This is a genomic window from Leisingera sp. M658 (assembly GCF_025144145.1).
In the GTDB taxonomy this organism is placed as follows: Bacteria; Pseudomonadota; Alphaproteobacteria; order Rhodobacterales; family Rhodobacteraceae; genus Leisingera.
The window spans coordinates 483702-496540 of sequence record NZ_CP083546.1 but is presented as its reverse complement, the minus strand read 5'-3'; the positions used below and the strand labels follow the sequence as shown (position 1 = coordinate 496540).

11 protein-coding genes are annotated in these 12839 nt (G+C 62.4%); 9 read left to right on the top strand and 2 right to left on the bottom strand.

The window, feature by feature from the left end; all coding sequences use genetic code 11:
• The first annotated feature begins 10 nt into the window (after positions 1 to 10).
• From K3724_RS02535 to K3724_RS02495, 9 genes are all read left to right on the top strand, one after another.
• Positions 11 to 1207: an endonuclease/exonuclease/phosphatase family protein gene (locus tag K3724_RS02535; protein WP_259989783.1), complete on the top strand. Its 1197-nt coding sequence runs from the start codon at positions 11 to 13 to the stop codon at positions 1205 to 1207.
• A gap of 133 nt (positions 1208 to 1340) precedes the next feature.
• Positions 1341 to 2132, top strand: coding sequence for a 3-oxoadipate enol-lactonase (gene pcaD / locus K3724_RS02530; protein WP_259989781.1), 792 nt, complete (start codon positions 1341 to 1343; stop codon positions 2130 to 2132).
• On the top strand, positions 2125 to 2835 hold the full coding sequence (locus tag K3724_RS02525; RefSeq protein ID WP_259989779.1) for an alpha/beta fold hydrolase: 711 nt from the start codon (positions 2125 to 2127) through the stop codon (positions 2833 to 2835). Before pcaD ends, K3724_RS02525 begins: the two co-directional genes overlap by 8 nt.
• Positions 2835 to 4172, top strand: coding sequence for an adenylosuccinate lyase family protein (locus K3724_RS02520; RefSeq protein ID WP_259989777.1), 1338 nt, complete (start codon positions 2835 to 2837; stop codon positions 4170 to 4172). The genes K3724_RS02525 and K3724_RS02520 overlap by 1 nt, the downstream gene beginning before the upstream one ends.
• A 108-nt stretch (positions 4173 to 4280) precedes the next feature.
• Positions 4281 to 5444, top strand: a complete 1164-nt coding sequence (locus tag K3724_RS02515; RefSeq protein ID WP_259992544.1) for a TCR/Tet family MFS transporter — start codon at positions 4281 to 4283, stop codon at positions 5442 to 5444.
• Between the two features lie 89 nt (positions 5445 to 5533).
• Entirely contained in the window at positions 5534 to 6622 is a 1089-nt protein-coding gene (locus tag K3724_RS02510; protein ID WP_259989775.1) for a zinc-binding dehydrogenase, read from the top strand.
• A 24-nt stretch (positions 6623 to 6646) separates the two neighbouring features.
• Complete coding sequence (locus K3724_RS02505; protein WP_259989773.1) at positions 6647 to 7015, top strand: hypothetical protein; 369 nt, start codon at positions 6647 to 6649, stop codon at positions 7013 to 7015.
• Between the two features lie 3 nt (positions 7016 to 7018).
• The gene (locus K3724_RS02500) at positions 7019 to 8251 is read left to right on the top strand and encodes a mandelate racemase/muconate lactonizing enzyme family protein (RefSeq protein ID WP_259989771.1); all 1233 of its coding nucleotides are present in this window, start codon (positions 7019 to 7021) and stop codon (positions 8249 to 8251) included.
• A 123-nt stretch (positions 8252 to 8374) separates the two neighbouring features.
• A complete protein-coding gene (locus K3724_RS02495) occupies positions 8375 to 8659 on the top strand; it encodes a helix-turn-helix transcriptional regulator (protein WP_129372959.1) in 285 nt (94 codons plus the stop codon).
• Positions 8660 to 8816: 157 nt separating this feature from the next.
• On the opposite strand, the gene K3724_RS02490 is transcribed toward K3724_RS02495, so the two are convergent.
• On the bottom strand, positions 8817 to 9665 hold the full coding sequence (locus tag K3724_RS02490) for a fumarylacetoacetate hydrolase family protein (RefSeq protein ID WP_259989767.1): 849 nt from the start codon (positions 9663 to 9665) through the stop codon (positions 8817 to 8819).
• A gap of 28 nt (positions 9666 to 9693) precedes the next feature.
• Positions 9694 to 12651, bottom strand: coding sequence for an ABC transporter transmembrane domain-containing protein (locus K3724_RS02485; protein WP_259992543.1), 2958 nt, complete (start codon positions 12649 to 12651; stop codon positions 9694 to 9696).
• Positions 12652 to 12839: the final 188 nt, after the last annotated feature.

The following is a 12839-nucleotide window of genomic DNA, read 5'->3' as shown; positions in this document are numbered from 1 at the left end:
GGGGCCGTTCATGACACGTTTCACCATCGCCTCGTTCAATGTCAAAAATCTGATCGGACCGGAGCGGGAATACTACCGTTTTCAAAGCTACACGCCCGAGGAATACGCTTGGAAAGCAGATTGGATGGCCGACCAGCTACTGACGCTGAATGCGGATATCGTTGGGTTTCAAGAGATCTTTGAAGAGGCACCGCTGCGCCAGGTGATTACCGAAGCGGACCGGCGCGGGGCCGAGGCGAATGCAGCCAGCATCCCCGACCCCTCCAAGCGCTATCACCGCAAGGCGATTTTTCAGAAGCTGGCCTATGGGTCTTATGCTGAGGCTGCGCTGGCATTCGCTCCGAATGTTAATGACACGGGCGAGCCTGGAAAGCGGCGCCCAGGTCTTGCGGTCCTTTCGCGGTTCGGATTTGAAGGCGACGCAGAGGTGATCCAGGAGCTGGCGCAACCGCTGGACATTCCGATGGCTTGCCTGGGCGAAGATGACGACGCTGGGTTCTATACCCTGCGCCGCCTGTCGCGCCCGATTCTGAAAGTGCGCGTGCCGGTTGGCGATCTGGTCATCACCGTCTTCAACTGCCATCTGAAATCGAAGCTGGGTGAATACATCACACCGCAAGGGGCGGATTACGCCCCGGAATCCGTGCTGACAGCATATGACGCCGCGGGCCGTGCCCTGGGCTCCTTGCGTGCGGCATTACGGCGGATGGGAGAAGCCTGGGTGCTGCGCCGTGCGGTGCTGGACGAGTTGGAACAGGGCCGCCCGGTGATGGTGCTGGGGGATTTCAATGACGGCGAACACGCGGTCAGCAGTGAAATCATTTCGGGCGAGGCACCATTCAAGAACTACGCCTGGATGCTGCGCCATGATGCCCGGCACGGCGGTGACCGCTACAGCGAAGAAGAAGACAGGCAGATCCACGAAGCCATCGACCGGGTGCGGTTGCGATCGGCTGAGAAAATGTTCCTGAAGAAGAGCTTGCGTGACGTGGTCTACACCACCGCTTTTGGCGGCGTGCATGAGAGCATCGACCAGATCTACATGTCGCGCCATTTCGACCCTGCCTGGAGCGGCGCGCTGGGGGAGATGCAGTACTACAGTGTCTTCAACGATCATCTGACCGACGGCAGCCACCCGGAGGCGCCCTATAACAAGCTGGCATCAGACCATGGGCAGATCATGGCCCATATGGAGCTGCACAGCTGAGGAGCACCGGAAAAATCAGATTTTTCCGGCCAATTTTCTTCCTCAAGAAAATTCCACCGCCTGTGGCAGGCGGCTGGTTTACCTCACCGCCCCGGCGCAGGTAGATTGCGGCGGAACAACAATGAGGCATTTCATGCAGATCGCAGACCTGGGCGATGTCCAGCTTCACTACCGCATTGACGGCGACGCGGATGGCGCGCCCATCGTCTTTGCCAATTCGCTGGGCACGGACCTCAGGGTCTGGGATGCGGTAGTAGACCTGCTGCCTGCGGGCCTGCGCGTTATCCGTTATGACAAGCGCGGCCACGGGCTGTCGTCCTGCCCGCCAGCCCCCTATTCGATGGGCGCGCTGGTGCGCGATGCAGAGCGGTTGCTGGATTTTCTGGAGGTGCGCGATTGTGTTTTCGTAGGGCTGTCAATCGGCGGCATGATTGCACAAGGGCTGGCAGTGAAGCGGCTGGACCAGATCCGGGCGCTGGTGCTGTCGAACACTGCGGCCAAGATCGGCACCGCCGAGATGTGGAAGAACCGCGTGCAGATGGTGCAAGCGCGGGGTATCGGGGCACTGGCCGATGCCGTGATGGAGCGCTGGTTTTCCCGCGGCTATCGCGCGTCGCCTCAACTGCAGCTTTGGCACAACATGCTGGTTCAACAGTCCCGCGATGGCTATGCCGGCTGCTGCGCGGCAATTGCGGGCACTGATTTCTATACGCCGACCAGCGGTCTGCGGCTTCCCTGCCTGGGCATCGCGGGATCGGAGGACGGCGCCACACCGCCCGATTTGGTGCGCGAGACGGTCGATCTGATCCCCGGCAGCCGGTTCCACCTGATCCGCCGTGCCGGCCATATACCTTGCGTCGAGCAACCTGAAGATTACGCAGCGCGCCTGACCGCTTTTCTGCAGGAGACCGGGCACATTGGCTGAGGTTCTTCTGATCCATGGATCCTGCCATGGCGCCTGGTGCTGGCGCGATGTGATCCCGGCGCTGGAAGCGACCGGCCACAGCGCCCGTGCGATCACCCTGCCCGGCCATGGCGACGGCCGGGATCCGGCAAGCGTCACTTTGGCAGAAACGGCTGAAGCCATCGCATCAGCCTCCACTCCGGACACCCTCGTGCTGGGGCATTCCTGGGGCGGTTTTCCCATTTCCGCCGCGGCTGAGGCAGCACCTGAAAACCTGCGCGGATTGATCTATCTTTGCGCCTACATCCCTGTCAGCGGCATGTCCCTGATCGATATGCGCAAGGCTGGACCCCGGCAGACGCTGCTGGGTGCAACTGCCAAGAACCCGGCCGGCACAGGCTACAAGTTCCTGCCCGATACCGCGCCGGACCTATTCTATCACGATTGCCCGGTGGAAACTGTTCGCTTTGCTCTGAAGAACCTCTGCTTGCAACCGATCCCACCGCAGGACACAGCGGTCCAGCTGTCTGAACGGTTCGAAGGCGTGCCCAAGGCCTATATCCGCTGCTTAGGCGATCGGGTGATCCCGCCGGAATACCAGACGCAAATGGCAGCGCAGCTGCCACCGCAGCGAGTCTACGACATGCAAACATCCCATTCGCCCTTCTTTGCGGACCCCGACGGGCTCGCCGATCTGATCGGGCGCATCGCAAAGGACTTCTGATGGCAGGTTCCGTCTTTGACAGCCAGGTTTACGGTGATCTCTTTGGCAGCGGCGATGCCGGCCGCCTGTTCTCCGACAGTGCCGAAGTGCGCGCCATGCTGCTGGTAGAAGGCGCGCTGGCCAAGGCGCAGGGCGCGGCCGGGGTTATCCCGCAGGAGAGCGCCGCCGCAATCAGCCGGGCCGTGGTGGAAATCGCCATTGATCCCGGTGTTTTGAAGCGGCCCACAGGGCAGAACGGCGTACCGGTGCCAGGGCTGGTCGCGGCCTTCCGGGAAGAAATGAAAGCGCCAGAGCACGCGCAGTACGTGCATTGGGGCGCCACCTCGCAAGACATCATGGACAGCGCGCTGATGCTGCGGCTGCGCCAGGTGCTGGCGCTGATAGAAACGGATTTGACCGCAGCAGTAAAAACGCTTGGCACATTGTCCAAAACACATGCAGAGCTGCCGATGGCCGCCCGCACCTACGGCCAGCACGCCACCCCGACCAGCTTCGGTGCGGTGGCGGCGGGCTGGGGTGCGCCGCTGCTGGGGTTGCTGGAGGAACTGCCTGGCTTGCGCCGCTCCTGCCTGCTGGTGTCCTTGTCGGGCGCTGCGGGAACCTCATCTGCATTGGGACCGAAAGCAGATGAGGTACGTGCGGCCATGGCCAATGGGCTGGGGCTGGGCGATCCCGGACACAGCTGGCATACCAACCGCACCCCGGTCCTGCGGATTGCGGACTGGCTGGCGCGCGTGACGCTGGCATTCGGCAAGCTGGGAGAGGACGGCACCGCGCTGGTGCAAAGCGGTATCGGGGAGATTTCGCTGGGTGGTGCCGGCGCGTCCTCAACCATGCCGCAGAAACAGAACCCGGTGGCGCCTTCGGTTCTGGCGGCGCTGGCGCGGCAGGGCAGCGGTCTGCTTTCCGTCCTGCAGGGCGCTTCAATCCAGCAGCATCAGCGTGACGGGGCGGCCTGGTTCACCGAATGGATGTGCCTGCCCCAGATTGTACTGGGTGCAGCCAGCGCGGCAAAGACCGGAAGGGCGCTCTGCGCCGGCCTCGCGCCGAATGCGGCGGCCATGGCATCCGCGTTGTCGGACGGGCTGGGCATGATCCACGCCGAGGCGTTGAGTTTTGCCCTCGCCGCAAAGATGCCGCGGCCAGATGCGCAGGCGGCGGTCAAGATGCTGTGCCAGGAAGCGCAGTCCACACGAACCCCGCTGCAGGAGCTGGTGGCGCTGGCGTACCCGGATCTGGACGCGGCAGCCCTGTTTGATCCGGCACAGCAGATGGGCCGGGCCCCGTGGGAAGCCTTGCAATTTGCCAAGAAGACAGAAGAACTGGGCGGCGAATAGAAGCCGCTAAGGAGAGCAGAATTGCCTGTGCTGCCGGCAAAAACGGACGAGGGCGGCAGGGCTGAACGCCATAGCCGCCTATCCCTCGTCTTTGTCCTGGCGACCGTGATGATTGATGCCATGGGCATCGGGCTGATCATGCCGGTAATGCCCGGCCTGATCACCGGGGTGCAGGGCGGCTCGCTGGCGCAGGCAGCAGTTTGGGGCGGTGTGCTCAGCACTGTCTTTGCAGTGATGCAGTTCCTGTTCAGTCCGGTCCTCGGCAGCCTGTCCGACGCGGTGGGGCGCAGGCCGGTGCTGCTGGTGTCGCTGTTTGTGATGGCGCTGGACTATCTGATCATGGCCCTTGCCGGCACTATGTGGCTGCTGCTTCTGGGCCGCATTCTGGGCGGGATCACCGCCGCGACGCATTCGACAGCGGGCGCCTATATCGCCGACATTTCGCCGCCGGAAAAGAAGGCCGCCAATTTCGGCCTGCTGGGTGCGGCCTTTGGTGCCGGATTTGTGCTGGGGCCGCTGATGGGCGGGCTGCTGGGCGAATTGGGCACGCGGGCGCCGTTTTATGCCGCCGCGGTTCTGGTGCTGGTGAATTTCGCTTTCGGCTGGTTTGTGATGGGCGAAACGGTGCAGGACAAGAACCGCCGTCCCTTTGATTGGCGCCGCGCCAACCCGTTTGGCGCCTTCCGCGCAGTCGGGCGCATACCGGGCATCAAGCCGCTGTTGTGGGTCTATTTCCTCTATTCTGTTGCGATCTATGTCTACCCTGCGATCTGGGCCTATTTCACGCTGGAACGTTTCGGCTGGCAGCCGCAGGTGATCGGCCTGTCGCTGGCGGTCTACGGTATCTCGATGGCTTTGGTGCAGGGCTGGCTGCTGCGCTATACAGTGATCTGGTTCGGCGAGCGGCGGACGGTGATCTGGGGGCAGCTGTTTGACTTTATCGCCTTTGGCATTCTCGCGTTTATTTCCAGCGGCACCCTTGCATTGCTGCTGATCCCGGTCTCGGCCCTGGGAGCAGTTGTCCAGCCCGCGCTGCAAGGGATGATGGCACAGGCAGTTGAGGACAATCAGCAGGGTGAACTGCAAGGCGTAGTGACCGCCGTCAATGCGCTGGCGATGATCCTGTCACCGCTGATGATGACGGCGGTATTTGCCCGCTTCACCGGTGAAGGCGCCGGCCTCTACCTGCCTGGCGCGCCGTTCCTGCTGGCGCTGATGATGATGGCGATCGGCTGCGTAGTGTTCCTGCGCAGCAAGACTTCCGTCGCGTAAAAGCGCCGCTCAGCGGCGCCGCTGCCGCATTCCAGCTTGCTTGCGGGGCGCCCACCGCGCCACGCTGCCTGAAAACGGGGAGAAAGAACATGCAAACCATCAAAGCCGCCGTCTGCCATGAATTCGGCGCTCCGCTGGTGATCGAGGAGGTGCAGCTGGCGCCGCCTGAAATGGGCGAGGTTGAGGTCACGCTGGACGCGGTTGCCATCTGCCACAGCGACATTTCTTATGCCGAGGGCGCCTGGGGCGGGCATCTGCCCGCAGTTTACGGGCATGAGGCCGCCGGGGTGGTCACCACAGTCGGCACTGGTGTCCAAGGTTTTGCCAAAGGTGAATCCGTGGTTGTCACCTTGATCCGCAGCTGCGGTTCCTGCCCCTCCTGTGCTGGCGGCAGGCCGGTGATCTGCGAAACGCCGCATGATACCGTGCGCGGCCCGCTGAAAACCGCGGACGGCAAACCGCTGGATCAGGCCATGGCTTGCGGCGCCTTTGCCGAGAAGGTTGTGGTGGACCAGCGCCAGATCGTGAAAATCCCGGAAGACATGGGTAAGGATGCCGCGGCGCTGGTTTCCTGCGGGGTGATCACCGGTGTGGGCGCGGTGGTCAATGCGGCGCAGCTGCGTGCGGGCCAGGATGTGGTGGTGATCGGCGCGGGCGGCGTCGGCCTCAACGCTATACAGGGCGCCCGCATCGCCGGCGCCCGCCGCATTGTAGCGGTCGACATGAGCCCCGGGAAACTGGAGATCGCCAAGGAATTCGGCGCCACCCACGGGGTGCTCGCCACCGAAGAAAAGCCATGGAAAGCCGCATACAAGGCGCTTGGCGGCCGCGGCGCTGATGCGGTGCTGATCACCGTTGGCGCCATCCCGGCCTATGACCAGGCCCCCCGCTACCTGGCGCGCGGCGGCAAGGCGGTGCTGATCGGGATGCCGCATTCAGGCGCCAAGGCTGCTTATGAGCCGGTGGTTCTGGCAGCCATGGGCCAGGGGCTGATCGGCTCCAAAATGGGCGATGTGGTGATCCAGCGCGATATCCCCTGGATGGTGGATCTCTACCAGCAGGGCAGGTTGAAACTGGACGAGCTGATCTCGGGCCGCTGGTCCTTGGAACAGATAAACGAGGCGATTGCCGACACCAAGACTGGTTCAGCCAAACGCAATGTGATTGTCTTCGGCTGACACTTTCAAGGCGGAGCGCAGGGCGTGCTGAAATTTTTGACCGACCTCTTCAAACCCGAGGCCCCCAAGCCGCCGCCGATCACGTCTGAGGCATCGATGAACTTTGATGCAGGCAGTGTCGGCCCTTTCCTGACCCGGCTGGCCAATAATCCCCGTTTCGGCCTGCCTGCGGATTTCACCGCTTCCGTTACCGGCGCGATCCAGCACATGGCGTTGAACGAAACCCGCCGCTGGCGGATTGACGGCGCCTTTGACGGGTCGCGGGTGCAGATCGAGATCGAGGTTTTTATGGACGATGCAGAGGCCCCTGACTTGGCGTTTTTCAGCACAGGGGCCGCAATTGATGAGATCGACAAGGAATTAGCAGCCTTTGCCGAGGCTTCGGAGACCTAAACTATGAAACTTCAAGATCTGGATATCATCGTAACCGCCCCGCCTGCCCCTGGCTGGGGCGGGCGTTATTGGATTCTGGTGAAAGTCACCACGGACACCGGCATCACCGGCTGGGGGGAATGCTACGCGTCATCAGTGGGCCCCGATGCGATGACCCATGTGATCCGCGACGTATTCGCGCGCCACATGGAGGGCGAAAACCCGGAAAACATCGAACTGATGTTCCGCCGCGCCTATTCCTCGGGTTTCACCCAGCGTCCGGACCTCACAGTGATGGGGGCCTTCTCGGGCCTGGAAATCGCCTGCTGGGACATCCTGGGCAAAGACCGCGGGCGGCCAGTTCATGCTTTGCTTGGCGGGCGGATGAATGACCGTATCCGCGCCTATACCTATCTCTACCCGCTGCCGCATCAGGACATCACGGAGTTCTGGACCTCGCCTGAAATGGCCGCCGAGGCCGCGGCACAAAAGACGCGCGAAGGCTACACGGCGGTGAAATTCGACCCCGCAGGCCCGTATACAATGCGCGGCGGGCATATGCCTGCAATGTCGGACATCTCGATGTCGGTGGCGTTCTGCAAGGCGATCCGCGATGCCGTGGGCGATAAGGCAGACTTGCTGTTCGGCACCCATGGCCAGTTCAGCACCGCCGGCGCCATCCGCCTGGGCCAGGCAATAGAACCCTATTCCCCGCTCTGGTTTGAGGAGCCGACGCCGCCTGACAATATCGAAGACATGGCCCGCGTTGCCCGCAATCTGCGCATTCCTGTGGCCACCGGTGAACGACTGACCACAAAGGCAGAATTCGCTGCAGTGCTGCGGGCTGGTGCCGCCGAGATTCTGCAGCCCGCCCTGGGCCGCGCCGGCGGGATCTGGGAAATGAAAAAGGTCGCGGCCATTGCCGAAGTGTTCAACGCACAAATGGCGCCGCATCTTTATGCCGGACCGGTGGAATGGGCGGCCAACATCCACCTGGCAGCCTCGATCCCGAACATTCTGCTGCTGGAAACCATCGAAACCCCCTTTCACGATCAGCTGATCAAGGGATCTATCCGGGTAGAGAACGGATTTATCACCCCGCCGGAGGCACCGGGCCTGGGCATCGAAGTGGACGAAGACCTTGCCCGTGCCCATCCGTTCACCGGAACTGACTTGCACCTCAATATGCAAGAAGCGCCTTGTGATTACGCCAATGGCAACGCCTTTGCCAGTGGCTCTCCGCCGATCGTGGACTGAGGCCGTAATTCCTGGGTGACTTGGCCCGGAGAATAGAGGCAATATGCGGCAGACGACCAGCCAGGATGCCGCATATTGCCTGCCCAGAACAACGACCTCATCGACCCGGAAACGCCAGTCGACATGCAGGAACGCGCCGCAGCAGCGGCTGCTTTCCTCAAAACGCTTGCCCATGAAGGGCGGCTGATGATCCTATGCCATCTTGGCACCGGCGAGAAATCCGTGGGTGAGCTGGAAGCCCTGTTAAATATGCGCCAGGCCGCAGTCAGCCAAATGCTCGCCCGGCTGCGTGAAGATGATCTGGTTGCCACGCGGCGGGAAGGCAAGACGGTTTTCTATTCCCTGACCGACGGCAACACACAAGAATTGATAGCCTTGCTGTACAAGCAGTTTTGCAGCGGCGCGTGAACGCTCGCGGCCGCGTGCAGCCAGGCAGCTTCGGCATGTTCTGCTTTAGGGCCCCAGAATTCAGGCCCGCGCTGCGCATGGCGCAGCGCCACGCCCAACCGGGAAGGCGCATTCTGCGAATGCGCCGGAACGGGCGGGAGACCCCGCCTGCGGGCCGTTAAACGTCAGACCGGACCGTTTGGGTCTGCACTCCCAATCCTTCGATCTCCAGCCGCATCACGTCGCCGGGCTGCAGATAGACCGGTTGCGGTTTGCACCCCATGCCGACGCCCGGCGGGGTGCCGGTGGCGATCACATCGCCCGGATGCAAGGTCATCAGCTGGCTTAGATGCGAGATGATCTGTGCCACGGTGAACACCATCGTGGCCGTGGTTCCAGTCTGCCGCCGCGCGCCGTTCACATCACAGGTCAGCCACAGGTTCTGCGGGTCCGGCACCTCGTCCCGCGTCACCAGCCAGGGGCCGATCGGCCCGAAGGTGTCACAGCTCTTGCCCTTGGTCCATTGGCCGGTCAGCTTGGTCTGATAGTCGCGCTCGGACACATCGTTGACCACGCAATACCCTGCCACATGGTTCAACGCGTCGTCTTCGGAGACATATTTGGCTGCGGTGCCGATCACCACGCCCAGCTCGACTTCCCAATCCGCCGCCACTGAGCCGCGCGGCAGGATCACGTCATCGTCCGGTCCGCAAATGGAAGAGGTCGCCTTGAGGAACAGGATCGGATGCTCTGGCAGCGCCATGCCCATCTCCTCGGCGTGATCGGTGTAGTTGAGGCCGATGCCAAGGAACTTCCCCGTCTGCCCGGCACAAGGCGCCAGCTCCGGATGCCCTTTCGCCAGCGGCAGTTCCGCCGGGTCCAGCGCTGCCAGCCGGCCCAAGGTTTCGTCCCCCAGCACCGCACCGGTGATGTCCGGCACATGCGCCGATAGATCCCGGACTGCGCCTCTGCTGTCCAGAAGACCCGGCCGTACTTCGCCGCCCGCGCGGTACCGCAGCAGTTTCATGTTCTGGTTCCCTGTCTCAATTCCTGGATCAATTGGAGACGTAGCCCGCCACCACCTGCAATAGCTTGAATGCCGTGGAGGCGTCATTTTCAACCACTGCCAGAAATTCTTCCTCGCCGATCCGCAGGCAGCTGAGGTCCGTCGCCGCGATCATGCTCAGCGCCCGGGCTTCATGGCGGATCAGACCCAATTCCCCCACCAGCCGCCCGGGGCCGACTGTGGTAATCAGCCGGTCCTCGCCGCCCGGCTGCGGCAAGTAAAGCTCTGCCTCGCCTTCAAGGATCATATATGCCCCGTCCGACGCTTCATCATCTTTAAGGAACACCACCTCGCCCGCCTTGGCATCATACCAGCGGGCGCCAAAGGCCAGAAGACGAAGCTGGCGGCGGTTCAATCCGGAGAACAGTTCAGTCTGCTCCAGTGCCCTCAGCTTGCGGGCCAGGTCCTGGCTGGCCGCCCCGTCGCCCGCTGCCGCGGCCTGCGCCTCGTCGCTGACCAGTCGGCCCTGGCGCAGTTCAAAGAAGACGTCAAACACATCCGGGCTCTGAAAGCTGGGGGCAAGATAGATCAGCGTGGTGCCGGGCAAAAGTTTTCGCAGGTTCTTATGCACCGCGACGCGGGTTTCCAGATCATAGCTTGCCATTGCGGAATCGAGGATCAGGATATCCGGTTTCTTGATTGTGGCCCGGCAAAAGGCCAGCGGTTCGGCAAAACTGGCGGCCAGCCCCTGCCCGCCCACCGCAATCGGCATGTCAAAGATCAGCTCCACCACCTGGTCGCGCAAGCCTTCGCGCACCATCAGTTCCGAGACCAGTTTACGAACCTCATCGCCCTTGGCCCCGGCAGCATCCGATATTTTGCCGAACAGAGCGTTCTCCAGAACCGTCAGCGTGGGGGCGATGGCCTCTTCTGCAAACGGCACAAAGCCGGCGCCCAAAGCCTTTAGCAGGCTTTGCCCGTGGCTGCGGCGGAAGCCTAGGATCCGCTCTTTCATTTCCTCCTCAAAGGCCGGGCCGATCTGTTCCGCCGAAATGGTGAAAGGCACGATCAGCAGCTGCGCCAGCTCCTCGCGGCTGAGCGCCGCCGCATTGACGGTTCCGGGCCGGTCGGCCAGCGACAGCGCTGTTTCATAGGCGCCCACATCCAGGCCCAGCTTGCGGAACAGCGGGTGGCCAGTGCCATCCATACCAAAAATCTGCCGCAGCATCTCCACCACATCACGGGTCAGCGCCACCAGCCCTTCGTCCAGCCCCAGCTGCTTGAGCTGGTCGAGAAATTCCGCATGCCCATGCAAGACCTCGCCGGTCATGGCTTGCTGCGAGGCTGCAAACAGCAGGTTTTCCGCAACCGGCAGCGCCGGGTTGTATGCTTCTGGTTCCAGAAAATGCACGTGCACACCCAGACCGGCGTCCAGAATCGCCTTGCGCACCGAAGGGCGCAATCCGACCAGCCGCTCTGCCAGATCCGGGTGGGCAGGTGCCTCGAAACACTGTTCGATACCCCGGCGGAACAGGGCGGTATCGGATCCGATCCCCTCAACCAGCTGCAGCCACCAGCTCCGCAGTTCCGCCTCGCTGGAGAAACCAGCCAGTTTGGGATCAAGCCAGGGCGCATCAAAGGGATCCGGGCTGTTGCCAGCGCGTTTGGCTATTTCCAGCTGCTGCAAGTTGTGGGCCGCGCCCAACGGGCGCAGCCGCATTGGCATCATCACGTTGTCGCCAAAAGATCCCTGAAACAGAACCGGCCGCGAGGTGGCATAGCCGATCCGCGCTGCCACCGTTGCCTGGTGCATCCCGCTGAGGTTCTGCCCGGCCACCGTCACCGTCCCTGTTGCGGGCAGAATTTCCCGCGTCAGCAGTTCCGCCAGGGCCCGGCGGTCTTCTTCGGAGGGGGCCGCAATACCGATGACCTGCCCTGCGGGGAAGGTTGCGCTCAGCTCCTCCAGCACCGGATTACCATCCGTGTCACGCACATTGACCGTATCCAGGACCACATCGCCGCGCAGGCGCTCCAGCTCCTCCGGCTCGCCGGCCAGCAGTTTTTCATCCACCATGCCCTGCGGCGCAAAGCGCTCCAGGATCACCTCCCAGCGCAATCCCATGTCCTGGGTCTGGTTGTAATAGGTCAGTAATTCTTTCCAGGGCGATGCCAGATCCTTGTAGGCTGCCAGCGCCGCCACCAATGCGCCCAATGAGACCTTGCCCTGCAGCACCAGAAAGCCGCCGACGGCATAAAAGAAAAACGGCGTCAGCTGAGTGATGAAGTTGTTGAGAAACTTCATGAAGAATTTTTTCTGGTAGATCTCGAAGCGGATGTCATACAGCCGCCCCAGCCGCGCCGTGATGATCGCCATCCGGTACCGCCAGCCGCCATTGATCCGCAGCGTCGCGGCGCCCGCGGCGCTTTCGCCGATCTCAGTGGCCAGCGCCCGCACCTGTTTGATGCGTTTTTTGTTCAGCAGGTTGATCTGCCGTTGCAGCATCGGGATCAGCCAGCCTTGCAGCGGGATGAGCGCGATGGCTGCCATTCCGAACCAGAAATTCTGCAGGAACAGGAAAAACAGGATGGTCAGCATCTGCCCGGCTTGCAGCACCGGCTGGCTGACCGCATCCCCCATCAGCCCGCCCATCGGCTCGGATTCGGAGGTGACCATCGACACTAGCTCGCCCTGGCTGACCCGTTCAAAGTAAGGTTGCGGAAAGCGCAGCACCCGGGCGATCAGCTGATAACGGAAGCGGCGCAGCATCCGCTCGGCCAGCACCCCCTTCATGGTGTTGATGCGCATTTTCAGCAGGCCGTGGCACAGCACCGCCAACAGAAAGCCGCCGCACAGAATCCACAGGAAGGTCAGCTGATCAAAGCTTTGCCCCATCAGGGTTATGGTGGAGGTCTCAGCACCGATTGCATCATTGATGATCCGTTTCGGCAGCTCCAGCGTCAGGTAAAGAAGCGGGAATAGGCAGGCCGTGACCAGCAGCAGCACCAGCTGGTCGCGTTTCGAGTACTTCCAGATGAAACGGAACAAAGAGCGTTCGATGGGGAAAGCTCCATAAATGGCGGCTTCGGATGTGGTCTGCCTTATGGGTAGCGCGGTTTGGCAGGAACAGGCAATGGGCAGAACACCGCCTTGTCCCGTTGCGGCACCCTGCCGGCGCGGCATTTGCCAGACGGCGA

Bases quoted from the DNA above. Each gene is read 5' to 3' on its own strand.
- K3724_RS02520 (WP_259989777.1), top strand. From the start codon at position 2,835: ATGGCAGGTTCCGTCTTTGACAGCCAGGTTTACGGTGATCTCTTTGGC.
- K3724_RS02490 (WP_259989767.1), bottom strand. From the start codon at position 9,665: ATGAAACTGCTGCGGTACCGCGCGGGCGGCGAAGTACGGCCGGGTCTT.
- K3724_RS02510 (WP_259989775.1), top strand. From the start codon at position 5,534: ATGCAAACCATCAAAGCCGCCGTCTGCCATGAATTCGGCGCTCCGCTG.
- K3724_RS02515 (WP_259992544.1), top strand. From the start codon at position 4,281: ATGATTGATGCCATGGGCATCGGGCTGATCATGCCGGTAATGCCCGGC.
- K3724_RS02535 (WP_259989783.1), top strand. From the start codon at position 11: ATGACACGTTTCACCATCGCCTCGTTCAATGTCAAAAATCTGATCGGA.
- K3724_RS02495 (WP_129372959.1), top strand. From the start codon at position 8,375: ATGCAGGAACGCGCCGCAGCAGCGGCTGCTTTCCTCAAAACGCTTGCC.
- pcaD (WP_259989781.1), top strand. From the start codon at position 1,341: ATGCAGATCGCAGACCTGGGCGATGTCCAGCTTCACTACCGCATTGAC.
- K3724_RS02500 (WP_259989771.1), top strand. From the start codon at position 7,019: ATGAAACTTCAAGATCTGGATATCATCGTAACCGCCCCGCCTGCCCCT.